22 protein-coding genes are annotated in these 21,983 nt (G+C 67.4%); 6 read left to right on the top strand and 16 right to left on the bottom strand.

Features of this window, described 5'->3' with window-relative positions:
- Positions 1-224 precede the first annotated feature (224 nt).
- Together G3I17_RS09470 and mshD are read right to left on the bottom strand one after the other, a co-directional pair.
- Positions 225-833: a DUF6318 family protein gene (locus G3I17_RS09470; RefSeq protein ID WP_164595553.1), complete on the bottom strand. Its 609-nt coding sequence runs from the start codon at positions 831-833 to the stop codon at positions 225-227.
- 167 nt (positions 834-1,000) lie between these two features.
- Positions 1,001-1,933 (bottom strand): mycothiol synthase, encoded by a 933-nt coding sequence (gene mshD / locus G3I17_RS09465; RefSeq protein ID WP_343238246.1) that lies wholly within the window; start codon positions 1,931-1,933, stop codon positions 1,001-1,003.
- A gap of 119 nt (positions 1,934-2,052) precedes the next feature.
- Here mshD and G3I17_RS09460 point away from each other — a divergent pair, with 119 nt between their 5' ends.
- On the top strand, positions 2,053-3,828 hold the full coding sequence (locus tag G3I17_RS09460; RefSeq protein WP_164595551.1) for a bifunctional metallophosphatase/5'-nucleotidase: 1,776 nt from the start codon (positions 2,053-2,055) through the stop codon (positions 3,826-3,828).
- Between the two features lie 423 nt (positions 3,829-4,251).
- On the opposite strand, the gene G3I17_RS09455 is transcribed toward G3I17_RS09460, so the two are convergent.
- Together G3I17_RS09455 and G3I17_RS09450 are read right to left on the bottom strand one after the other, a co-directional pair.
- Positions 4,252-4,398: a hypothetical protein gene (locus tag G3I17_RS09455; protein ID WP_164595550.1), complete on the bottom strand. Its 147-nt coding sequence runs from the start codon at positions 4,396-4,398 to the stop codon at positions 4,252-4,254.
- Positions 4,399-4,882: 484 nt separating this feature from the next.
- Entirely contained in the window at positions 4,883-5,479 is a 597-nt protein-coding gene (locus G3I17_RS09450) for a TetR/AcrR family transcriptional regulator (RefSeq protein ID WP_164595549.1), read from the bottom strand.
- A 125-nt stretch (positions 5,480-5,604) separates the two neighbouring features.
- Between G3I17_RS09450 and G3I17_RS09445 the strand changes: the two genes are divergently transcribed.
- Positions 5,605-6,498, top strand: a complete 894-nt coding sequence (locus G3I17_RS09445) for a TIGR03620 family F420-dependent LLM class oxidoreductase (protein ID WP_164595548.1) — start codon at positions 5,605-5,607, stop codon at positions 6,496-6,498.
- Between the two features lie 61 nt (positions 6,499-6,559).
- Positions 6,560-7,321, top strand: coding sequence for an SDR family oxidoreductase (locus G3I17_RS09440; protein WP_164595547.1), 762 nt, complete (start codon positions 6,560-6,562; stop codon positions 7,319-7,321).
- 98 nt (positions 7,322-7,419) lie between these two features.
- On the opposite strand, the gene G3I17_RS09435 is transcribed toward G3I17_RS09440, so the two are convergent.
- The 3 genes from G3I17_RS09435 to G3I17_RS09425 form a co-directional block, all read right to left on the bottom strand.
- Positions 7,420-8,730, bottom strand: a complete 1,311-nt coding sequence (locus G3I17_RS09435; protein WP_164595546.1) for a PD40 domain-containing protein — start codon at positions 8,728-8,730, stop codon at positions 7,420-7,422.
- 102 nt (positions 8,731-8,832) lie between these two features.
- A complete protein-coding gene (locus G3I17_RS09430) occupies positions 8,833-9,138 on the bottom strand; it encodes a hypothetical protein (protein WP_164595545.1) in 306 nt (101 codons plus the stop codon).
- A 177-nt stretch (positions 9,139-9,315) separates the two neighbouring features.
- A complete protein-coding gene (locus G3I17_RS09425) occupies positions 9,316-10,026 on the bottom strand; it encodes a response regulator transcription factor (RefSeq protein WP_164595544.1) in 711 nt (236 codons plus the stop codon).
- Between the two features lie 160 nt (positions 10,027-10,186).
- Here G3I17_RS09425 and G3I17_RS09420 point away from each other — a divergent pair, with 160 nt between their 5' ends.
- Positions 10,187-10,426 (top strand): MoaD/ThiS family protein, encoded by a 240-nt coding sequence (locus G3I17_RS09420; RefSeq protein WP_164595543.1) that lies wholly within the window; start codon positions 10,187-10,189, stop codon positions 10,424-10,426.
- A 221-nt stretch (positions 10,427-10,647) separates the two neighbouring features.
- Positions 10,648-11,946: a hypothetical protein gene (locus G3I17_RS09415; RefSeq protein WP_164595542.1), complete on the top strand. Its 1,299-nt coding sequence runs from the start codon at positions 10,648-10,650 to the stop codon at positions 11,944-11,946.
- Here G3I17_RS09415 and G3I17_RS09410 read toward each other — a convergent pair.
- From G3I17_RS09410 to G3I17_RS09390, 5 genes are read right to left on the bottom strand one after another with little or no spacing between them, the layout of a single operon-like run.
- On the bottom strand, positions 11,909-12,520 hold the full coding sequence (locus G3I17_RS09410) for a hypothetical protein (protein WP_164595541.1): 612 nt from the start codon (positions 12,518-12,520) through the stop codon (positions 11,909-11,911). The two genes, G3I17_RS09415 and G3I17_RS09410, sit on opposite strands and share 38 nt — an antisense overlap.
- Positions 12,517-13,140 carry a hypothetical protein gene (locus tag G3I17_RS09405; RefSeq protein ID WP_164595540.1) on the bottom strand — a complete coding sequence of 208 codons (624 nt, stop codon included), beginning with the start codon at positions 13,138-13,140 and terminating at the stop codon, positions 12,517-12,519. The genes G3I17_RS09410 and G3I17_RS09405 overlap by 4 nt, the downstream gene beginning before the upstream one ends.
- Positions 13,137-13,757 (bottom strand): hypothetical protein, encoded by a 621-nt coding sequence (locus tag G3I17_RS09400; RefSeq protein WP_203589921.1) that lies wholly within the window; start codon positions 13,755-13,757, stop codon positions 13,137-13,139. The genes G3I17_RS09405 and G3I17_RS09400 overlap by 4 nt, the downstream gene beginning before the upstream one ends.
- Before the next feature lie 34 nt (positions 13,758-13,791).
- On the bottom strand, positions 13,792-14,217 hold the full coding sequence (gene arfB / locus G3I17_RS09395; RefSeq protein WP_164595539.1) for an alternative ribosome rescue aminoacyl-tRNA hydrolase ArfB: 426 nt from the start codon (positions 14,215-14,217) through the stop codon (positions 13,792-13,794).
- 4 nt (positions 14,218-14,221) lie between these two features.
- Complete coding sequence (locus tag G3I17_RS09390) at positions 14,222-14,872, bottom strand: TetR family transcriptional regulator (protein ID WP_239062378.1); 651 nt, start codon at positions 14,870-14,872, stop codon at positions 14,222-14,224.
- Positions 14,873-14,945: 73 nt separating this feature from the next.
- Between G3I17_RS09390 and G3I17_RS09385 the strand changes: the two genes are divergently transcribed.
- Positions 14,946-15,437, top strand: coding sequence for a cupin domain-containing protein (locus G3I17_RS09385; protein ID WP_164595537.1), 492 nt, complete (start codon positions 14,946-14,948; stop codon positions 15,435-15,437).
- 53 nt (positions 15,438-15,490) lie between these two features.
- Here the strand turns inward: G3I17_RS09385 and G3I17_RS09380 are convergent, their stop codons facing one another.
- The 4 genes from G3I17_RS09380 to G3I17_RS09365 all read right to left on the bottom strand — a co-directional run bounded on the left by G3I17_RS09380 (position 15,491) and on the right by G3I17_RS09365 (position 21,563).
- A complete protein-coding gene (locus G3I17_RS09380) occupies positions 15,491-16,831 on the bottom strand; it encodes a UDP-glucose/GDP-mannose dehydrogenase family protein (protein WP_164595536.1) in 1,341 nt (446 codons plus the stop codon).
- 102 nt (positions 16,832-16,933) lie between these two features.
- Positions 16,934-18,211, bottom strand: a complete 1,278-nt coding sequence (locus tag G3I17_RS09375; RefSeq protein ID WP_164595535.1) for a right-handed parallel beta-helix repeat-containing protein — start codon at positions 18,209-18,211, stop codon at positions 16,934-16,936.
- The gene (locus tag G3I17_RS09370) at positions 18,208-20,244 is read right to left on the bottom strand and encodes a right-handed parallel beta-helix repeat-containing protein (RefSeq protein ID WP_164595534.1); all 2,037 of its coding nucleotides are present in this window, start codon (positions 20,242-20,244) and stop codon (positions 18,208-18,210) included. The genes G3I17_RS09375 and G3I17_RS09370 overlap by 4 nt, the downstream gene beginning before the upstream one ends.
- Positions 20,241-21,563: a glycosyltransferase gene (locus tag G3I17_RS09365; protein WP_239062326.1), complete on the bottom strand. Its 1,323-nt coding sequence runs from the start codon at positions 21,561-21,563 to the stop codon at positions 20,241-20,243. Before G3I17_RS09365 ends, G3I17_RS09370 begins: the two co-directional genes overlap by 4 nt.
- Positions 21,564-21,983: the final 420 nt, after the last annotated feature.

The following is a 21,983-nucleotide window of genomic DNA, read 5'->3' as shown; positions in this document are numbered from 1 at the left end:
GCCGTCGTGGGCCCTGGCTCCCACCTGGACGCCATCCTTCGTGCCCTTTCCCGTAGTGGGCGGAGGAGGCGTCGTTGTCTGCGACATCGGCCTGACGCCGCCACGCTCGCGCGATGCTTGACCATTGCCACTATTCGAGACCGCGAAGGAGGCGCTGGGCATGACTGCATGAAAGAGGCCGACACTGAGCAGTGTCGCCAGACCGATACTGCGCCGCAACAGCTTCATTTTTCTACGAATTTCATCTCGTACATCACCCAATTACCGCCTTGTGGTGAAAGGGCGATTTCACGTTTGTAGGACGTCGGTTTGCTCGTAATTGGCGTAGCCGACGTCGTCTCCTTGCTGACGTAAGCACCCACGATGACATCGGAGGAGCCGCCGAGGCGGCCACTTGAACCACGAACCAGCTCAGAGACCTCTTTTGTGTGCTCGTGGTAATCCCCGGTCAAGAGGCCGTTGCGGGCGTTGGATTTCTTCACGAAGTCGGCATACAGCTGGCAGCGCTCGCAGCCGGAGTCACTGTTGGTGATTAGGATGCCGGTGTCGCCGGTGTCAGACGCATAGTTCAGTAGCTCGCTGTAGTAGTAAACAAAGGACTCGGCCGCTGCGAGCGTCAGACCCTCAGCCGCCTTCGGGCGCGCAGGCGGCTCTGTAGGCGTGCTAGCGGACGGTTGGGTGGAGCTTCCGGCGGTCGTCGAGGTCGAGCCCGTGCTCGGTGGCGCTGTATTTGGGCGGCCGGCCTCGGGGCTTTTGTTGCTGCAGCTGGCCAGAAGTGCGGCGCAGAGGCAGGCCAGGGTTAGGGCGGTGGCTTGCCTGTTGCGGGTAGTCACGGTTGTCACCTCTCCGTAGTCGATCTTGATCGTAACCGGAGCGGGGAGCGGGGTGGGAGGCCAGAAGTGCGGGCTGTGGATAAGTGGTTGGGGGCCAGGAGCCGCCCGGCTGGGGGTAAAAGGCTCGGACGGCTCCTGGTTGTAGGTGGGACGGGGGTGGGTGGGGATTATGACGCGGAGTCACCGGGCGAATTCGGTGTGACATCGTCCACAGGGGCGAACTGGACGTCCAGGGCTGCCGTAGCGAAGCCGAGGTTTGTGTACAAGGTGTGGGCCGCCGTATTGGTGCCGTCCACGTAGAGGACCACCGAGGAGAGCCCCCGATCCTCCTGGAGGTGGCGGATGCCCTCGAGGGTCAGTGCCTTGCCGAGGCCCGCGCCCTGGTGGTCGGGGGAGACGCCGACCACGTAGACCTCGCCGAAGGGTTCGTCGCCCTCGTCGTCGTGCACCTTCGTCCAGTGGAAGCCCGCCACCGCGTCGTCAGCCGTTACCGCCAGGAAGAACCCCGCCGGGTCGAACCAAGGCTGCTGCAGCCGATCCGCCAAGTCCGCCTGGGTCCAACTGCCCTGCTCCGGATGGTGCGCGAAGGCGGCAGCGTTCACCGCCAGCCAGGCACTGTCGTCCTGCCCCGGTACGAAGGTGCGCACCGAAATCCCCTCCGGCCAGGCCGCCGCGGGCACTGGCGCGCTCGGCCGCCGCAGGAAGTACAGCTCCCGAGCCACCTCCAGCCCAAGTCGCGCGGCCAGCTCGTCCGACCCCGCCAGCCGCCCATGAGCCCACACCCGCAGCCCCTGGCCTCCGTGATCGAGCAGCATCCGCAGCAGCGCAGTACCGAATCCTTTTCGTCTGTACTCCGGGCCGACCACCAACTCCGCCGATCCGTCCGGGCCCAATGACCCGTAGCCAGCGAGCTCGCCCGAGCCGGGTTCGCCGGCGTACGCGAGGAAGTGGGCGTCCCCGGAGTGCTCTCCGTCCAGATGCAGCAGGGTGTGCTCGGAGAGTGGGTTAACCCCGTCGCTCTCAGCAGCCGAGCGAGCGAGTTCGGTGATGATGGCGGCGGTGGCCGAGGGCAACGGTGAGGGAACGACTTCAAGGGTCACCTCGATACCGTAAAAGGTCCTGGTGAGTTCATCGTCGAGACCTTGGTCAGCCACGCCGTAGCAAGGTAATTTTCGGGCACCGCGCATCAGCGGTGATCGAAAATGACGACGGAGAAGACATGGCCTTCACAGGACGAGACAAGAAGTGGCTGAGGGGACCCCGGGCTGTCGCCCTGGTGGCCGCCGGTGCCGCTGTAGTACTCGGCTTGGCCACGGGGGGAACCGTGACCCAGGCTGCGCCGGCGAAACCCAAGCCGACGCACACGCAGATCCAGCTGCTCGCGATCAACGACTTCCACGGAAACCTGGCGGCTAACCCGGCGACCAGTTCCGGCGGCAACATCAACGGCACGCCGGCCGGTGGCGCGGAGTACCTGGCGACCCAGCTGGAGTTGCTGCGCGACTCGGCCAAGGCGCAGGGGCGGGACACCGCGACCGTGGCCGCCGGTGACCTGATCGGTGCCTCGCCGCTGCTGTCCGCCGCGTTCCACGACGAGCCCACCATCGAGGCATTGAACGAGATGGGGCTGGACGCCACCTCGGTCGGCAACCACGAGTTCGACGAGGGGTACAAGGAACTCCTGCGGATGCAGAAGGGCGGCTGCCTGAACGACGGCGACGGGCAGAACAACCAGAACTCCTGCCCGGACCCGAAGGCGAAGTTCAAGGGTGCCGACTTCGACTACCTCTCGGCGAACGTGTACTACGAGAACACCGACAAGACCCTGTTCGCGCCGTACACGATCAAGAAGTTCCGCGGTGGGCAGAAGGTCGCGTTCGTCGGGATGACGCTGGAGAACACTCCGAACATCGTCACCAAGGCCGGCGTCGAGGGCCTCGCCTTCAAGGATGAGGTCGAGACCGCCAACGCGCTGGTGCCGAAGCTGAAGCAGCAGGGTGTCGAGGCGATCGTCGTGCTGCTGCACGAGGGCGGGCTGCCGTCCGACCCGAGGGCGTTCAACAGTTGCCCGGGGATCTCCGGCCCGATCACCGACATCGCCAAGACGCTCGACCCGGCGATCGACGCGATCATCTCCGGTCACACCCACGCGGCGTACAACTGCTCGATCAACGACCCGGCGGGCAAGCCCCGTCTCGTCACGAGCGCGTCGTCGTTCGGTAAGCTCATCACCGAGGTCCGGCTGAGCATCGACCTGGCCACCAACGACGTGGACCGGCTGAACACGCTGGCGAACAACCACATCGTCACCCGGGACGTGCCGAAGGACCGTCACCTGACCGAGCTGATCACCAAGTACCAGACGCTGGTCGCGCCGATCGAGACCAAGGTGATCGGCCATATCACCACCCCGTCGGTGCTGAAGACGCCGGACGACTCGCAGGAGTCCCCGCTGGGCAACCTGATCGCGGACGCCCAGCTGGCTGACGCCTCGACCGTCACCAACGGCAAGACGCCGGTGGTCGCGTTCATGAACCCGGGCGGCATCCGGGCCGACCTCGCCTCCAACGCGGGCGCGGTGACGTTCGGTCAGGCGTTCACGGTGCAGCCGTTCAACAACTTCCTGGTCTCGATGGACATGACCGGAACGCAGATCAAGGCCCTGCTGGAGCAGCAGTTCTCCGGCGTCAACCAGGCCTCGAACAAGGTGCTCCAGATCGCGGGCATCACCTACACCTACAACCCGGCCGCCGCGCCGGGCGCCAAGGTGGTGGCGGGCTCGATCCAGATCGCGGGCCAGCCACTGGTCGACGGTACGACGTACCGGATCGTCACGAACAACTTCCTGTCCGACGGCGGTGACGGCTTCCCGGCCTTCACCACGGCGACCGACAAGTTCTTCGGCGGTCTGGACATCGACGCCTTCGCCAAGTACCTGGCCGCGCACGACCCGTACACCCCGGGCCCGACGGACCGAATCTCCCTCGGTTCCTGATTCACATAACTCGACGCCCGGGCGCTCCCCAAGAGCCGCCCGGGCGTTGCCCTACCACCAGCATTCCCGAGCGGCCGTCGCTGACGGCGCCGCCCGGCCGGCTGGCCAGCAGTCGTCGCTTCACGTCTCCACCGATCGGCCAGCACTTGTGCCACCGACAAGGCCCTGCATCAGCTGAGTCGGTGCCAGGAACGCCTCACCTGAGACAGCGCCGTGACCGGGCCGCCTGTACCGTCGGCGCGACCGGGCCGCCTGAGCGGTCGGTACGACCGGGTCACCTGAGCGGTCGGTACGACCGGGTCACCTGAGCGGTCGGTACGACCGGGTCGCCTGCGCCGTCGGCCGGTGTGGGCGGGGCTTGGGGTGGTGTGCACGGGCTTGGGGTGGTGGCGGTGGGGTTTGGTGGGCGGTTCGGGGCGTGGGTCAGACGTCGAATTGCCAGTTGTAGCCGCGGTCCAGGGGTTCGTTGAAGTGTTGTTCCTCGCAGTCGTTCGTGAAGCCGCGGCTGGTTGCGTCCCAGTCGGTGCCGGTCAGGATTGAGATGTCCAGGGCGCCGCGGAGGCCTGTCAAGGTCGCCTTGCGTCGGCGTGTACTGCGGCGAGTTGAGGCGGAGGCTTGGCTGCCTGGAGAATCGCGGCCTGCTGCTCGAGGAGTTGAGTGAGCAGTCCCGGTAGGCATTCGCCGAGGCGACGGACTTTGCCGCCATTGCCTTGGTCAGGTTGCGCCGCATGGTGGCTTCGATCCGGCCGAGCACCCGCTGGTACTCCGCGACGCTAAGCGGACCTGGGGTGGTAATGGTCGGAGTCGGCGTCGGAGTGCTCACACTCGCCGAGCCGGCTGAATCCTGTTGTGGCGCCGGCGATCCGGCGTTCTCGTCCGGCGAACAGCCGGCGCAGATCAGCAAGAGGCCTACAAGGCCCGTCATCCATCGACCACCGAGCACGATGCCGCCCCCGATCGCCGACTGCCGATCCGCCGACTGCCGGCCAACAATCGTCCCGCAGTTGGCAGCGCGTGGTCGTCGCGTGTCCGGTTCATGCCAATCGAGCGGGGGCTAGCGGGTCATGGCTTCAAAGGCTTGTTCGGCGATGGCTGCGGACTGCTGAAGGGCCTCTCGCGGAATGCCGGCGGCTGCGTGGACGGCATGACCTTCGGACACAACCATCAGGAAGCGAGCCAGGGCATCCGGGTCGGCGTCAGCCGGTAGATCCTTCTGCTCGACTGCAAGCCGGAACCGGTCGGCGAAGGCCTTCTCCCCGGCGAGCCGACTGGCTGCCAGGAATTGCGCCACCTCCTGGTTCTCCGTGCTGCAGGACACGCCGCCCTGGATCGAGAGACAACCGCTCGGCTTGCCGTCGAGCGTCAGCGCGATCACGTTGTCGCGCAGGAATCGCTGAGCGACGAGCAGCGCGGTGGGCTCTTCGAGAGCAACCCGCGCGTACGCCATGTCGTGCTCGGCGTAGTGCCCGATGGCCCGGCGGAACAGGTCTGCCTTGCCGCCGAAAACGGAGTACAGGCTGGGCTTGTTGACGCCCATGGCGGTGGTCAGGTCGGTGATCGACGTGCCTTCGTAACCCTGCCGCCAAAAGACCTCGACGGCTCGCTCGAGCGCCTCGCCCTCGTCGAACGTGCGGGGTCGTCCTCCTGGCATCTTCCACCTCCTGGTTCGTACCGAGCCTACAGTTCTTAACCGATCGGTTCAAAAATTTGCGTGAACCTTCAACCACTGCTAACTTGAGTTTCTAACCGAACGGTATGAAACCCAGGGAGCGGATCATGGACGGCAGTGCTGAGCAGGCCCTAGGGCGGGTCGGCGTCTGGAGTATGGAGCTGCGCAATGCGGGCCAGCCGGGCGTTGACGCGGCGGCTGAACTGGCGGATCGCGGCCTCACCGCACTCTGGATCCCGGGGCTCGACGGCCGCGGAGTCTTCGCCGACACAGACGAGTTGCTGTTGGCGTCGCCCGAGACGTACGTCGTACTCGGTGTCCTCGGCATCTGGCGACAGGAAGCCTCGGTCTTGTCGGCTCGGGTGCGCGAGCTGGATCTTCGTCACGGCCCGCGGACGATCGTGGGCCTCGGGGTGAGTGACCGCAACGCGGCCGCGGCGGTGGGTCGGACGTACACCAGTCCGGTCGGCGCCGTCAGCGAGTACCTCGATGAGCTGGCGCAGGAGCCGAGCCCGATCGCTCGGGAGCGCCTGCTGCTCGGGGCTCTCGGTCCCCGGATGGCGCAGCTCGCAGCAGAACGCACCGCGGGGATCCATCCCTTCCTGGTGAACCCGGACTACACCGCGAGGATGCGCGACCAGCTCGGAAGCAACGCGTTGATCGCGCCCCATCAGGCGGTCGTGTTCAGTACCGACGCCGAGCAGGCGCGTGCGGTCGCTCGCGACCAACTCGGCATGTTCATCGGATTCGATGCCTACCGCAACAATCTGCGTCGGATCGGCTTCACCGACAGCGACCTCGTTCCCGGCGGCAGCGATCGGGTGATCGACGCGCTGGTCGCCTGGGGAGACGAAGAGGCCATCGGCCGGCGACTCCGCGAGCACCTGGACGCCGGCGCGGACCACGTCGCAGTACAGGTTCTTCCCGCCGCGCCGGCCGGCAACAGCCTCCCCCTGGCCGACTGGCGACGGCTGGCGGACCTCGCCGCCGACCTCACCTGATCTCTCCAAAGACCTCACCAATCCGGCCAACAAAGGCCGGTACCACCGAAAGGATCCCCTCATGGGACAGCTGGACAACAAGGTCGCACTCGTCACCGGTGCCACCAGCGGTATCGGCCTGGCCTCTGCCCGGCGTCTGGCGACCGAAGGCGCGCACGTCTTCATCACCGGTCGCCGCAAGACCGAACTCGACGCCGCCGTCGCCGACATCACTGCCGCAGCAGGTGGTCGGGTGACCGGCGTCGCGGGTGACGTCGCGAACCTGGATGACCTCGACGCGCTTTTCGAGACCATTGCCCAGTTCGGGCGCGGGCTGGACGTAGTACATGCGAATGCGGGTGGCGGTGGGTTCTCGCCGCTGGGAGTGATCACGCCTGAAGACTTCGACAAGACGTTCGGGATCAATGTTCGCGGCACGCTTTTCACCGTGCAGAAGGCGCTTCCGCTGCTGAACGAGGGCGCCGCGATCGTACTGACCGGCTCGACCGCCGCCACCGACGGTACGCCAGCCTTCAGTATCTACGCCGCGACGAAGGCTGCCATCCGGTCCTTCGGCCGGACGTGGGCCGCAGAGTTGGCGCAGCGGGGGATTCGGGTGAACACCGTCATCCCAGGCCCGACCAACACACCCGGCCTGGCCGGACTCGCGCCAGATGCCGAGCAAGCCTCGGCGCTGCTGGGGTCGATCGCGTCCGGAGTACCGCTCGGGCGGCTCGGCGAGCCCGAGGAGATCGCGAACGCCGTCCTGTTCCTCGCCTCCAGCGAGAGCAGCTTCATGACCGGCGGCGAGATCTTCGTCGACGGCGGCACGAACCAACTCTGAGCGCGGGCAGCCGGTGGAGGCGACTCCACCGGCGCCTCGTCCCACAGGCCTGTCGGCCCATGGGACGAGGCGCTGATCGCTCGTACTGCGAACCGCCCTCACCTCGGGCGGGTGGAACTCCACTCGTACGTTTGGAGGCCGGCGCCGTTAGGAATCAGAGTGGGATTGTCCGACTCGAACGCCACGTGTTTGCCGTCGCTGGAGATCGCCGGGCCGACACTTCCGTTGCCGCCGGCTGTCTGGTCCTGGCCGCGGCTGATCCAGACGCGAGTGCCAGTCTTGCGGTCGAGCCGGAACACGTCGCTGAGGTCTCCTTGATCCGCGGGGGTCATCCGCCCTGGCGTTCCGAAGGTGACATACCGCCCGTCGGCCGAGACATCGCCTCGGAAGACCGGGCCGATGGCCGACGAGGGCCGGCCGAGGTGGTCGGTCGAGACCAGCTCCAGCCCGTTGGTTTGCAGATCCCGCAGCCAGACGTTGGGGACCGGGTCGGGTCCTAGCCACCCGATGACGGTGAAGAGCAGGAACCGCCCGTCGTCGGAGAAGGACGGATAGCCGATCTCGGTCATGAAGGACTGGGGATCGACCGTCACGCCCTCGGAGACCACCCGAGTCGTGTTCTTCTTGCGGTCGTGGACGGCCAGGCTCGGGCCTTCGGTCACGAAGGCCACGAAGCGGCCGTCGCCGGAGATCGCGGGCTCCCTGGAGTAGATGTCGCGCTGCTGGCCGTCGGCGGTCAGCGAAACCCGCTCGGTCCGCCGGCTGCGGAGATCCCGGACGAAGACGTCCTCGGTGTCGTTGGTGTCACCGGCGACCAGGTTCGTCGAACCCGACGTGAATACCACGTGCCGGCCGTCGGCGGAGATCTCCGGCTGGTGAGCGCCGTTGTCGGCCAGGCCGCCGCCTGTGCCGACCGAGGCGAGCGTCGTCCGCCCGGTGTGTAGATCGCGGACGAAGACGTCGGGGCTGTTGTTGGTGTCACCGGGGAACAGGTTCGTCGCGTTCGAGTTGAAGGCTACGAACCTGCCATCGGCCGAGATCGACCCCTGCCGGCTCTCGCCGTTGCCCTGCCCGCCGGTCACGCCGACGGAGACGAGCGTGGTCCGGCCGGTCAGCCTGTCCCGGACGAACACGTCCCGCCGCTCGTTCGTGTCGTTCGGCACCAGGTCGGAGGCGCCGGAGGAAAAGACTGTGTAGCGCCCGTTGGCAGACACTCCCAGGCCCTTCTCGGTTCCCGACGCCGAATCACTGTTCCCGCCGCCGCCCGCCGGCCCGACCGATACGAGTTTGATCGTCCCGGGGTTCGGCTCGCCCGCGGAAACCGCGACCGCACTGGCCGGTATCGCGGCGACGGCGAGCCCGACGAGCGCAGTACGGGCCAGTCTGTGGACGCTGGATTGAAGTTTCACGTTTCCTCCCTCAAGGTCATCAGCTCGATGCGCCTGGGAGGCCGAAAGTTACGGCGCGGGACTCGACTGCCCGTTGGGGTCGGCCGAGTCTGCCCGTTGGGGTCAGACGAGGAGATTCAGGAGTACCAGCGCGAAGGCTATGCCGGTCGAGAGGGCTGCCTTGGTGGAGCCGACGCCGTGGCGGAGGGCGCTGGCGAAGACGGCGAGGGTCAGTGGCACGAGCATGAGCAGCAGGGTGATGCCGGCTGCGTGGACGCCAACGTGGGACCGGCCGGTCAGTACCAGGCCGAAGATCAGGGCGAAGGTCAGACCGAGCCACGTGGTCGGCTGGATCGGGCCGTCGGTGCGGCTATGACGATGTGAAACGCGAGCACCTCGGCGATGCGAAGTCGGAGCAACGTGCGCCATCGGTCACCTTCCGTGAAAAGACCGAATACGCACGGTAGCAGCACGAATGTGCGCCGGGTCAAGCCCGGAACCGGGCTCCCGGTCCAGTCCGGAATGCGATCCGGGTTGCCGGCGGACGGTGTTCCAGGGCTGAGATCGGGCTCGGCTCGCGGTGGGCCGGGGGTGTTCCGAGCGGAGTCAGACGGTGGCGTCGGCTGTTTCGCGGTCCTTGGAGGGCGGGATGACGAAGCGGTAGCCGACGTTGCGGACGGTGCCGATCAGGGATTCGTGTTCGGGACCGAGCTTGGCTCGCAGGCGGCGTACGTGGACGTCGACCGTCCGGGTGCCGCCGAAGTAGTCGTAGCCCCAGACCTCCTGGAGCAGCTGCTCGCGCGTGAACACCCGGCCGGGGTGCTGCGCGAGGAACTTGAACAGCTCGAACTCCTTGTACGTGAGGTCGAGCGCGCGTCCGTTGAGCTTCGCCGTGTACGAGGCTTCGTCGATCACCACATCACCGCTGCGGATCAGCGTGGTGTCGGGGTCCTCGTTGCGGGCGGCGGCCAGGCGGCCGATCACCAGCCGCAGGCGTGCCTCGATCTCGGCCGGACCGGCCGTGTCGAGCAGGACGTCGTCGGCGCCCCAGTCGGCGTTCACCGCGGTCAGGCCACCCTCGGTGACTACCAGGATCAGCGGTACGTCGATGCCCGTCGTACGGATCAGGCGGGAAACCCCGCGCACCGTGACCAGGTCGCGGCGGGCGTCGAGGAGGACCGCGTCGGCGTCGGGCGCGTCCACCAGGGCAGCGACCTCGGCGGGCAGGATGCGGATCTGGTGTGGCAGCAGGGCGAGCGACGGCAGCACCTCGGTGGAGGCCTGCAATGCGTTCGTCAGCAGAAGCAACGTGCTCACGCTGTCTCCTTGTGCTGGTCGTCGGATCCCTGGTGAGTGACCCGGTCCTTATGCACGTCAGGCCCCGACGGCGTCATTGCCGGGGGCCCGAGACACACTGGATGCAACAGCAAGCTGACATAATAGCCGAAGACTTAACCGATTAGTGAGGCCCTACCGAATGCCGGAAGTGACCATCAGGTACTTCGCCGCTGCGCGCGCCGCGGCGGGCGAGTCCTCGGCGACCGCACAGGCTGCCTCGGTGAAGGAGCTCGTCGGCGCGGTCTCGGCCGATCGCCCCGAGCTCGCCCGGGTCCTCGGCATCTGCACGTTCCTGCTCGACGGCGAGCGCGTTGACCTGGACACCAACCTCTCCGATGGCTCCCTCGTCGACGCCCTACCTCCCTTTGCAGGCGGCTGAAGCCCGTCCTCGGCCTGAGCCCCTGCCGCCACCTGTCCTTCCTAACTGAGTGTATCCGGGGCGTTGCTTTCGGTAGAGGGTTTTCCACAGGGGCGTGCCGCGGGTGGGGGACCTGTTGGGCGGTAGATTGCGGGTTTGTGGCGATGGAATCGGGGACGTTGCTCACTACGGTGGGGCGCGCGGGGGCTTTGTTCTGGAAGGCTTGGCCGCGGTTGCTGGCTGTGTTTCTGATTGCGCAGTTGGCGCATCGGGGGCTGCAGTGGGTGGCTGTGCAGGCCGGGGCGAAGGCTGAGGCGGCTGGGATCGCCGTGCTGGCGTTGCTGGTGGTCGTCTCGCTGGCGATGTATGTGGCGATGTTCCTGGTACTTCGCAGCGAGCTCCCCTTCCACGGGCGGGCCGTGGCTGAGGGGGTGCTGGCGCCCGATGGCGTGGAGCCGGGCAAGGAGCATCGGCCGGTTGATGCGCTGGCGGCGGCTCTGTTGCCGTTCCTGGCGTTCTACGCGGCGTACAAGTTCTTGCAGGCCGAGGCGCTCGACTACGAGTACCAACTGGCCGCCCACAAGGTCAACGACACCCTCGCGACGGTGCTCAACGGAGGCAGCGTCGATCAAGGGTCGAGTGGGCTCCAATCGCTCTCGACCTGGTTGTTCATCGCGCTCGGCGCCTCGGCGTACATACTGCGCTTCTTCTTCAAGCGGAAGGGCAAGAAGGCCGGCGGCCCGGTGCGGCGGTTGTTCGTCGTCTACCTCGAGGCGCTCTGGATCTTCGTCGTCATCTACCAGGCCTTCTCGTTCATCCCGTCGCCCAAGGCCTGGCTGAAGGAACGCGAGGTCGCCGCCTGGGTGCACGACGGATACGCCTGGGGACTCGACCACCTGCTCGGCGTCGCGAAGGTCCGCGAGATCTGGGACGCCGTCACCGGATTCGTTGCCGCGGGCATCGGTGATCTGTGGAGCGCCGCGGTGCTGCCGCTGATGTGGATCACGATGACCGCGGTGATCTACGGCCGGGCCGTGCACAAGGCGCAGAAGGGCGAGCGGCGCTGGCGGTTCGACCGGATCACCCACCGCTGGCAGCAGACGCCGCGGATCGTCCGGGTGGCCGGCAACTCGATGGTGTCGGACTGGAAGGACCGCTGGACGCCGGTGGCCGAGGCATTCCGGCTGGTGGTCCGGTCGGGGCTGCGGCCGATGCTGGGCTACTTCCTCGCCTGGGCGGTGGTGACCTTCCTGGCCAGCGAGGTCTGGATCTTCCTGAAGCTCTACGTGCTCGGCCCGCACTCACTGCCGTTCTGGCTGGTCATCGACGAGCCGCTCTCCCTCGTCACCGACGGCCTGAAGATCATGCTGCAGGTCAGCCTGCTGGCCGCGGCGTACGACCGGATGATCGGCGGCCTGGCGGGCTACCTGAAGCCCAAGACCCACGCGGCGCACTCGGCCGAGGGGCCGCAGGCCGACAAGGGTGTCGCCGACCTGACCGCCGCTACCTCGGGAATGCCAGAAACTCAGGAAGTGTCGTAGCCCAGGTGATCGTCAGCTCGACCGACGACGCCACCGAGGCCGGCACGATGAAGACCGCGACCGCCTCGAACGGCTTCCCGGCCGACGGCTTCAGGAAATAGGGCGCGATACGAGGGTCCCGGTAGCTGGCCGGCTTCTCGTCGTACCCGCCGGTGCAGCCCGTCGGCCGGTCCTGGAACTCGTCCTCCAGGATCGAGTCGTCCCAGATCCGCCCGTCCGGCGCCCGCAGGTGCACCTGACAGCCGCTCAGCGACTCCAGCTTCTTCAGGTCGTCCACCTGCAGCCGGAAATACGCCCGTACGCGGGTCGTCCCGTCAGGCAGCGGGCTCGGTACGGCGGAAGCCCGAACCGGCGTTGGATCCGTCTCCACGCTCGCGGCGAACCAGGTGGCGTCCTTGTACGACGTACCGCCGGCCGCGACCGTGACGGCGTCGCGGGGCTCGGCGTCGTACCAGGACTTGTAGTCGGAGCGGGTCGTCCACCAGCCGGCCAACGGCACGGTGATGACCAGAGAGAGCAGGGCCGCCGTGTTCTTGCGGAGCCAGCCAGGTCGCGCTCGTCGTGCGCTGCTCATGACGCATCCGCGGCGTTGAAGATCGCCACATCCTTCCGCAGCCCGGCCAGCTGGTCCTTCTGCACGCCGAGCGGAATCCTTGCCTGGGGCTCCAAATCGTTGAAGATCGCCTTCTCCATCACCTGCAGTACCGCCCCAGGCAGCTGATCGGCAGGCATCTCCACCACGAACGACCCCTGAGCAGGGATGTCCGGCGCGAACTCGAAGGAGGTCAGGTCAACCTCCTCGAGCCCGGCCCGGTTGGCGCCGAGATAGGTGGTCCCGTCGGCGGCCTTGATCGACACGTTGTTGAGGTGCATCGGCTCCCGGGTCGCTTTCACGACCGCGTCGACGACGACGAAGTCGGACAGCGACTCGCGATCCGGCGCGGACTTGGGGATCCGCAGCTTCTTGCTGACCTGGACGCTCCGCACGGTCAGCTCGAACCGGGGCGTCTTGACCGCCTTGCCGACGATGCCGTTCACCGGGGTCGGATCCTGGATGTCCTGCTGCGTCGGCGTCAGCCGGTAGACGGCGATGATCGTGGCCAGCACGACGAGCACCAGACCGGCGTTCAGTCCCTTGCGCAGCAGATTGTTGCGCGAGGCCCCTTCCACCGGCAGCGGCGGCGGCGTGCTCACTTGCTGTTGTCCTTCACCTTGACGCTGCTCTCGGCCGCGATCTCGTCCGTCGTCCACTTGTCGTGCTTGTCGAGCAGTGACTCCCCGAACTCGTAGTGCTGCACGCTGAGCTTCACCTCGGTCGGCAGAGCACTGAGCTTGGGGATCTTCCACACGTAGGCGACGTCCTCGCCGTACTCGGGTGTCAGCACCGGGTTGCGCGTCTGGTCGCTGATATTGGTGGTGCCCATCGGCGGATCCGTGTCCTTGACCCCCGGTACGCCGATCAGCCGGAGCAGATCACTGGGCGGGGTCGCGCCGGCCTTGTCGGTGACCTTCAGCTTGGTCACCACGGCGATCAGCGCGCCGCCGTCGTCGGGCTGGAACAGCGGCTTCAGGTCCTTGACCGCGACCACCCGCTGGATCGTCACCTCGAACCGGCCGGCATCGATCGCCGTACCGGCCGCCACCTGCGGGGTCTCGTCGGCGGCCTTCTTCAGGCCCCCGAACACCGCCGAGACCGCCAGCAGCACGGCTGCCGCGCTGAAACCCCAAGTCTTCAGCGACCGGCCGCGCACCTTCATGTCCTGCAACTCCGGCAATTCCTCGCCGGCACCGCTCCCCGTTGGTTCCTGCACGCCCGAAGCCTAACTACCCAGAGGGCCGCAAACCTCAGTCGGCTGGGCGTCCACGCAGGCGCTTGGTCTCGCCGCGGCGCTTCTTGTCGTCCAGCCGCCGCCGGACCGCGTTCTTGCTGGGCCGGGTTGGCCGCCGCTTCCGGGGCGGCGCCGCGATGGCCTCCCGGATCAGTCCCGCCAGCCGGGTCCGCGCAGCCTCCCTGTTCCGCCACTGCGACCGCTGCTCGGACGCAGCCACAGTCAGTACTCCGTCCACGAGCCGCGACCCGAGTCGCTCCAGCGCACGCGCTTTCAGCACTTCGCTCAGCGCGGTGGTACCCGCGACGTCGAAGCTGAGCTCCACCCGGCTGTCGGTGGTGTTCACCGACTGGCCGCCGGGGCCGCTCGACCGGGAGAACCGCCAGGACAGCTCGGTTTCGGGGATGACGACGCCGTGGCGCACGATCAGCCCGGTCTCCATAGGGCTATTCAATCCGATCCCGGTCCCTGACCGCCTCCCGATTGTCCGGGTCGAGTGGCGGCGGCGATCCGGCCAAGGCCGCGGCCAGCAAGGACTGAGCCGACCACTTCAGCAATCGGACCGCCTCGTCGTGGGGCAGTTTCGCCACATCGAGCAGCCAGCTGAGCGCCTCGATCCCGACCGCGCTCCGGATCGCGATCGCGAGCCGATGAACGACCTCTGCCGGCAGTTGGTCATGGAGAGGCAGCAGTGCCTCCTCGATCCAGCCGATCGCCCTGCCCTGACGCAGCGGCAGCGCCGCTCGCTCGGCGGGATCGGCATCGAGGGCGAGCCGGAGCATCGTGCGTTGCTGGGCCTCGGTCTCGACGACCAGCGCGATGAAGGTGTCGATCACCGCCGCCAGACGTTGGGTCACGTCGCTGGGTGGATCTGCCGGCAGCAAGGACGTGGTCGTGGTTTCGGGATGGGCGGCCGAGAGCAAGGCGCGTTGGTTCGGGAAGTACCGGTAGGCGGTCGGGCGGGACACCTCCGCGGCTGCCGCCGCCTGCTCGACGGTCGGCGTCACCCCGGCGGCGACCAGCTCGCGGGCCGCGGCTACCAGGGCGTCTCTGGTGCGCTGCTTCTGCCGGCTGCGGCCACCGGACTCGTAGGGCATTGACACAACGCTGATGATACCCCAGTCTCGTGGTGAGACCTAAGTCTCATAATCGGAGAGAGGGGTGGGGACAATGAGTGGATTCGTCAGGGCAGCGACGGACGGCGAGTTGCGATGGTTCTCCGGAGGTGGAGTGCATTGCTGGCTGGCCACTGCTGAGCAGACCGGCTCGAGTTATCTGCTGTTCGAGGACCGGATGGAGCGCGGCAAGGTCACGCCGCTCCACCTGCACCCCGAGGCGGACGAGTCGATGTACCTGCTGGAAGGGGAGATCCTGATCCACCTGGACGGGGTCGAGCATCGCGTCGGTCCGGGCGGCCTGGCGATGGTGCCCAGGGGGACGCCACACGCGTTCCTGGTGACGTCCGAGACGGCAAGAATGCTCGTTCTGATCACTCCTGGCATCGGCCAGGAGTTCTTCCTCGGCGCGAGCGAACCGTACGTCGAAGGCGCCCCGCACGAGGTCGACTTCGCCAAGGTCCAGCAGTCGGCCCGCACCAACGGCGGCACCGAGATCCTCGGCCCGCCGCCGTTCGCGAACCTGCCTGTGGGTCAGGGCGTCTAGTGTCCTGAGTCCCCGGTGCGCCGGCCTCCGGAGGGGGAAGCCGGCGCCCAAGGTCAGGCCGCGGGGTCCATGGCGCGGCCGAGAGCGCGGTAGTCCCAAGAGGCTGCGCGCCAGGCCACCGGGTCGAGCGCGTGCCGTCCGTCCACGATCGCCCGGACGGCGACGATCTCGCCGAGCCACTCGGGGTCGATGTCACGGAACTGATCCCACTCGGTCAGCAGCGCAACGACATGCGCACCCTCTGCTGCCTCGGCTACACCCGAGGCGTAGTGCAGATCCGGGTACGCCTTGCGTGCGTTATCCATCGCCTGCGGGTCGTACACCCGTACGATCGCCCCTTCGGCCTGCAGCAGCCGGGCCACGTCCAGCGCCGGCGCGTCCCGGATGTCGTCGGAGTCGGGCTTGAACGCCGCCCCCAGTGCACAGACCGTCACTCCGGCCAGCGAGCCGCCCGCCTGCGAACGGATCAGGTCGACCGTCCGCTGCCGCCGCCGCTGGTTGATCGCGTCGACCTCGCGCAGGAACGAGACCGCCTGCCCGACGCCGAGCTCCTCGCTGCGGTGGATGAAGGCCCGGATGTCCTTCGGCAGGCACCCGCCGCCGAACCCGAGCCCGGGCCGCAGGAACCGCCCGCCGATCCGCGGGTCGTACGACAGCGCCGCCGCCAGCTGCTGGACGTCGGCGCCGGTGGTCTCGCATACCTCGGCCATCGCGTTGATGAACGAGATCTTCGTGGCCAGGAAGGAGTTCGCGGACACCTTGACCAGCTCGGCGGTCGGCAGATCGGTCACCACGACCGGTACTTCGGCCTCGAGCAGCGGAGCGAACGCCGCCTGCAACTGCTCCAGCGCCCAGTCCGACGCGACCCCGAAGACGAGCCGGTCCGGCCGCATCGTGTCCTCGACGGCGAAGCCTTCGCGCAGGAACTCCGGGTTCCAGGCCAGCTCGACCTGGTCGCCGGCCGGCGCGGTCGACTGCAGCAGACTCGTCAGCCGGGCCGCGGTACCGACCGGCACGGTGGACTTGCCGACCACCAGGCTGCGCCGTGTGAGGTGCCGGGCGAGGTCGGTGACGACGGCGTCGACGTACGTCATGTCGGCGGCGGGCGAGTCCTTCATCTGCGGCGTACCGACGCAGACGAAGTGCACGTCGCCGAAGGCGGCGGCCTCGGCGATGTCAGTGCTGAACCGGAGCCGGCCGGAGTCGAGCGCCTTACGAAGCATCTCGGGCAGGCCGGGCTCGTAGAACGGGACGCGGCCGTCGGCGAGCGCCGCGATCTTGGCCTCGTCGGTATCGATCCCGAGTACCTCGAAGCCGAGAACGGCCATGCAGATCGCGTGCGTCGCGCCCAGGTATCCGGTGCCCAGAACGGTGATGCGTGGCTTGGCAGCCATCAGAACCCCCCATAGGTTCGCAGGTGGAAGCAGCCCGTCCGGTCTCTGGCCGGCGGACAGGTGATGTGGGTAGTACGGGTACTGCGCAGGTTTGCAGGTCGGTCAGCGGCAGGGAATGTTGCTCAGCCCTTCGCCGGCCGCCGTGAATTTGTTGTCACAGGCAACGACGTTCGACGCGGGCTGGCGCAGCGCGATGGCCAGGCCGGGTCCGTCGACGGTCGCGATGTTGCCGGTGAAGACGTTGTGGTCGCCCCAGCCCTTCAGGATCTGGTGCGTCTGGAAGCCGTCCTGGGTCGACTTCGTGCCCATGTTCCCCTTGATCAGGTAGTTGTTGCCCTTGACATCCACCCAGGAGTCGGCGCCCTTCAGCCCCGATCCGTCGAAGGTGTTGCCCTCCAGCAACCCTCCGGTGGTGCCTTCCTTGATGTCGATGGCCTCCGAGGTGACCTCCGACATCTTGTTGCCCTTGACGACGTTGCGGTCGGAGCGGTCGGGCTGGCAGTCGTTCGTGGTGCACCAGTTGCTGACCGCGGAGCCGATGTAGACGCCCTCGCCGAACTTGTCCCGGCGCAGGCCCGTCTTGGAGATCGTGTTGTTGAGGACGACGTTGTCCGTACTGTTGGCGCGCAGGTGGATCGCCTCGTCACCGATGTCGTGCACGGTCAGACCCTGCACGACCGACCCGACGGTGGTGTCGGCCATCACACCCTTCTGACCGTTCGTGACGGTGAAACCCACCAGCCGCCAGTACTTGGCCTTGTTCAGGTGGAGGACGTATCCACCCTTGACGCTGTCGCCGTCCAGGACCGCGCCCGCGCCGCCGCACAGCCAGATCGGCTGCTCGGCGGTACCGGACGCCTGGGTGACGAACTTCCCGGTGTACTTGCCGTCCTCGAGGGCGATGCTGGCCCCGGGGGTGGCTTTGGCTAGTGCTTCTTCCAGGCTCTTGGTGTCCGTCACGGTGACGGTCGCCTCCGGGCAGCTGACCGGCGCCGAGTTCGGCAACGGTCCTTGCCCGGCGGGTGCCGCGTTGGCGATCAAGGGCGCGTCGGCCGGCTTGCGCTTGCCGTCGTCGTTGCCTTCGTCGTCGGGCTCATCCGGTGACTTCGTGTCCGTCGGCCCGGTCGTCGCCGGCGTGCTCGGCGGATCGGTCGGGTCGTCGGTGATGTCCGGGATGCTGGGCTCCGGCGGTACGACCGGGATCGACGGGCCGGCCGACGCCGGCGGTTTGGAGGAAGAGGAGTCCGAAGGCCAGGCGACGGCCACGATGCCACCGCCGATCAGCAGGACCGCCCCGGCTGCACTTCCGGCGACGATCAGCTCGCGCCGGGAAAGCTTGTTCAGCCTGGTCAGTTCGAGCAGCCGGCTCAGCCGGGTCATCTGGCTCCCAAGTGGTTCTCGTTGGACACCGGTACCGAGCCGGCGGACAGTGTCCGGCCGTCGGTCACCGGTGACTTGTCGGCGTACGGGTGGACGACGCGCCGGATCCGGCGTGCGCCGCGGGCGGCGGTGAAGATCAGCAGGGCGGCCAGGAACAGCCACATCGCCGTCAGCGGCTGCAGGAACCGCTTCAGGGTGACTACGAACGGCGTGGTGTCGTGCCAGTTGCCCTCGTCGTTCTTCCAGCGGTGCATGTTGACGTCCGCGGCGCGCTTGGTGTCGATCGCGCTCGGCCCGCGGCCACTGATGGTGTTCTCGGTGACCTTGGTCTCGCTCACCGAGCCGACCAGCGAGATGGCGTGCGAGTCGGCGTCCGACAAGGTGTTGCGCTGGACCGTGGCGGCCGAGTCACGGAGGTACACGCTGGTGTTGCCGCCACTGACGATGTTGCCGGTGATCACCGACTTGGTGACCCCGTCGCGGATCGCGATGCCCTGCCGGATCGGTTCGGTGACCCGGTTGCCGACCACCGAGACGTCCTCGGCGCCACCCCGGACGACGACGCCCATGTCGTTGCCCTGCAGGTCGTTCGCGTTGACGCCGATGTTGGTCCCGCCGATCACCTCGACGCCGTACCGGGCGTTGTCGACCAGCTTGCTGTTGGACACGGTGTTGTTGCCGTAGCTGCCCAGGCTGGAGCCGGTCGCGCTCGGGCCGTCGGCCAGCGGCAGGCCGGACATGGTCAGCCCGTTGCGGTGGTTGCGGCTGGCCTCGATCTCGGACAAGACGATGCCCGTCGTCGCCCGGGACAGCACGAAACCGTCGCCGGCGTTGCCGTCCGCGGTACTGGAGTCGATCACCGCGTTGGTGACGTAGCGGTGCATCACGATGCCGTCGACCAGGCTGTCGTCGAACTTGCTGTCGCGGATGTCGAGGCCGTTGGCGCTGGCCGCGAACAGCCCGAAGGCGTTCCGCTTGACGGTCGTGTTCTGGATCAGCGCGGAAACGTAGCTGTACTCCGGGTCCGCGATGTCCACCTCGGGCAGCGGCAGTTTGCCGGCCGGGAGCACCTGGCTGAGGCTGTTCTTGCCCGCGCCGTTCAAGGTGGTGCCGGTGGTCTCCGGCTTCGTCGCGCCCTTGGTCGCCTCGCGTTCCTTGGTGGCGCGCTTGCCGACCCGCATGGTCTCGCCGAGCGTGTCCAGCGAGCCGCTGTTCGGCCGGTCGGTACCGGTCAGCGAGAGCCCGCCGGTACGACCGCTCCAGAAGCCGAGGTCGGACAGTTCGGCGTACCGGAAGCGGACCTGGCCGCCGAGCGAGCGGATGTAGGACCGCCCGTCGTTGGTCAGCGTGTCCGGGCCGTCGGTGTCGCGGTTCCAGCTGGTGATCCGGACCGGCCGGCCGTTCGCGCCCTGGACGTTCAGAACGCCGCCGTAGTTGACGATCGAGACGAAGCCCTTGTCGTCGCTGGCCAGTCGCAGCGTGAGGCCGCCGGACGACGCCAGGTTCAGCGTCGCGCCGTTCTGGATCACGACGTGCTCGGACAGCAGGTAACCGCCGTCGGGCTGCCGGATGAAGGTCTGCGGGGCGAGCCCGAGCAGATCCTTGATCGTGTAGACCTCGCGCCGGGGCGTCAGCACCAGCGTGTACGCCGAACCGGTGGCGATCCGGTACGGCGAATTGAGTGACGTCTTGCTCCAGCGGGCGAGCGAGTCGACCGTACGCACCTCTACCAGGCGGCGGTCCTCGTCGGCCACGTACGCCGCCTCGGCCTCCGGGTCACCCGGGTACGGGAGCCGGTCGATCACCTTGTCGTCCTTGGCCTCGCCAGGCGTGGTCGGCTGGGTCGCGTCCGGTGGCTGCGGCTTGGGCGTGGTACTCCCGGGCTTGACCGCGCTGGGCGTCGGCTTCGGGGTCGGTGACGCGGCGGGCGAGCCCGAGGCGGTGGACTGCATCCAGACCAGCCCGGCGACGCCGAGCACACCGATCACGACGATGGCACGCCAGAGCTTGCGGCCCTTCTTGGGCTCGGTCATGAGGCGGGCTCCGTCTGCAGCTCGTTCGAGTGCTGCAGCTCAGCGGCGTGCCGGGGCTGGCTGGCCTCGTGGTGCATCGCCGGCTGCAGGTGGGGCGTGGTGATGGTCTGGTTCGGCCGTACCAGCGAGGCCGCGTCCTGGCCCTCGCCGCCGACCACGTCCTCGGAGCGGGTCAGCCAGCCCTGGTGGTTCATCGTCACGAACGCGTACAGCTTGATCGGCAGCGCGATCAGGATGACGGTGACGGCGACCAGTGGCAGCAGCAGGATCTCGCCCGGATGTCTGCGCAGGTGCGAGATGCCGCGGATACCGCGGGCGATGACCATCCAGGTGGCGGCGAGAGTGAAGCTCTGCCAGGTCCAGTCCAGCCGGCTGAACACCATGTAGCCGATGGTGATACCCATCGTCACCGGCGTCAGCAGGATCTGCAGCACGGTCACCTTGGTCACCAGTGGCACCCGCCACAGCCAGCCCTTCCAGACCGCGGTCAGGTAGCAGCGGTAGGAGTTGCGGCTCCAGCGGATCCGCTGCTTGGCGAAGGCGCGGAAGGTGGATGGGAACATCGACAGCGCCTTGGCCGACGACTGGTGCACGGTCTTGTAGCCGGAGGCAAGTACTAGCCAGGTCAGCCGGCCGTCGTCGCCGGCGACACAGCGCCGGCCGAGGAAGAACTCGTTCTCCAGGTTGTCCAGCACCGGCACGACAACGCTGCGCCGGTACGCGCCGGTGCGGCCCGAGACGCAGGCCACGGCGCCGGCTGCGCCCATCGCGGGCACGTAGTCGTAGTACCGGAGGTTGACCAGCCAGTTGGCGACCCGGCGCCAGACGCTGGTGGTGCGCTCGTGCACGTTCTGCTGGGTGCTGACCGCGCCGACCTCGGGGTCGATGAACGGGCGCTGCACGGCCTTCAGCAGGCCGGGCTCCCAGCTCGTGTCGGAGTCGACCAGCAGTAGGACCTCGAAGGAGGCGGCGCGGATCCCGACGCCGAGCGCCGAGCGCTTACCGGCGTGCTTGAACAGGATCGGGTTGATCCGCGGGTCGTCCAGCGCGATCAGCCGCTCGTAGGCCTCGGTGTCGGCGACGTCCAGCACGATGATGATCTCGTTCGGGTTCTGATGGCGCCAGGATTCCAGGCAGCGCATCAGAATGTCCGGATCCTCGTGGAAAGAAGGAACCACCACCGAGGTGGTGGTGGTGAAGTCGTTCTCGATCGGCTTGGCCAGCCGGGACAGAATGAAACGGTAAAGCCAGAGCGCCCAGACGACGATTCCGGCGACCGCCAGAGGAACGAGATTCCGCCATTGCGAAAGATCGTCCATGGACAGCGAGAAATGGGTAATCCGATCCCATATTTCAGCCAGACTAAATCGGCTCATGGGCGTAGTCGACACAATCATTCCCTTAATCCCCCCACCGCGCGAAGCGGTCGAATTTCACCCGGGTCCTCACCCCAGGACCGGGTGGCGCTTCGGCCGGACCTCACGTCGGCCGTCCTGCGGACGGCTGCGCACAGTAACCAACCTGTCCGCGGCTTCCGTCGAAAGTAGTCGTCGCCGCCGCTGCCGTCAACGCACCGCGGCCAGCTTTGAAACTAGCCGCTCGGACCAGTGCTGCGCCGCTGACTTCGGGATCGTTCACGAAACATTAATCGGCGAGCAACATATGTTGCCGTGGTATTTCCGCTGGTTCGCACGCCATGCGAGACTTGGCCAATGCGGAATACGTCACGGCCGGTGAGG

This window comes from Streptomyces sp. SID13031, from assembly GCF_010548305.1.
In the GTDB taxonomy this organism is placed as follows: Bacteria; Actinomycetota; Actinomycetes; order Propionibacteriales; family Kribbellaceae; genus Kribbella.
The sequence above is the reverse complement of the archived record's forward strand: the minus strand, read 5'-3'. Positions and strand labels throughout refer to the sequence as shown.

What these genes read in the sequence shown, in the direction of transcription:
- G3I17_RS09390 (WP_239062378.1), bottom strand. Translation starts at nt 14,872, where the DNA reads ATGCCCTACGAGTCCGGTGGCCGCAGCCGGCAGAAGCAGCGCACCAGA.
- G3I17_RS09385 (WP_164595537.1), top strand. Translation starts at nt 14,946, where the DNA reads ATGAGTGGATTCGTCAGGGCAGCGACGGACGGCGAGTTGCGATGGTTC.
- G3I17_RS09450 (WP_164595549.1), bottom strand. Translation starts at nt 5,479, where the DNA reads ATGCCAGGAGGACGACCCCGCACGTTCGACGAGGGCGAGGCGCTCGAG.
- G3I17_RS09445 (WP_164595548.1), top strand. Translation starts at nt 5,605, where the DNA reads ATGGACGGCAGTGCTGAGCAGGCCCTAGGGCGGGTCGGCGTCTGGAGT.
- G3I17_RS09365 (WP_239062326.1), bottom strand. Translation starts at nt 21,563, where the DNA reads ATGGACGATCTTTCGCAATGGCGGAATCTCGTTCCTCTGGCGGTCGCC.
- G3I17_RS09460 (WP_164595551.1), top strand. Translation starts at nt 2,053, where the DNA reads ATGGCCTTCACAGGACGAGACAAGAAGTGGCTGAGGGGACCCCGGGCT.
- G3I17_RS09440 (WP_164595547.1), top strand. Translation starts at nt 6,560, where the DNA reads ATGGGACAGCTGGACAACAAGGTCGCACTCGTCACCGGTGCCACCAGC.
- G3I17_RS09370 (WP_164595534.1), bottom strand. Translation starts at nt 20,244, where the DNA reads ATGACCGAGCCCAAGAAGGGCCGCAAGCTCTGGCGTGCCATCGTCGTG.
- G3I17_RS09430 (WP_164595545.1), bottom strand. Translation starts at nt 9,138, where the DNA reads ATGGCGCACGTTGCTCCGACTTCGCATCGCCGAGGTGCTCGCGTTTCA.
- G3I17_RS09420 (WP_164595543.1), top strand. Translation starts at nt 10,187, where the DNA reads ATGCCGGAAGTGACCATCAGGTACTTCGCCGCTGCGCGCGCCGCGGCG.
- G3I17_RS09375 (WP_164595535.1), bottom strand. Translation starts at nt 18,211, where the DNA reads ATGACCCGGCTGAGCCGGCTGCTCGAACTGACCAGGCTGAACAAGCTT.
- G3I17_RS09380 (WP_164595536.1), bottom strand. Translation starts at nt 16,831, where the DNA reads ATGGCTGCCAAGCCACGCATCACCGTTCTGGGCACCGGATACCTGGGC.
- G3I17_RS09410 (WP_164595541.1), bottom strand. Translation starts at nt 12,520, where the DNA reads ATGAGCAGCGCACGACGAGCGCGACCTGGCTGGCTCCGCAAGAACACG.
- arfB (WP_164595539.1), bottom strand. Translation starts at nt 14,217, where the DNA reads ATGGAGACCGGGCTGATCGTGCGCCACGGCGTCGTCATCCCCGAAACC.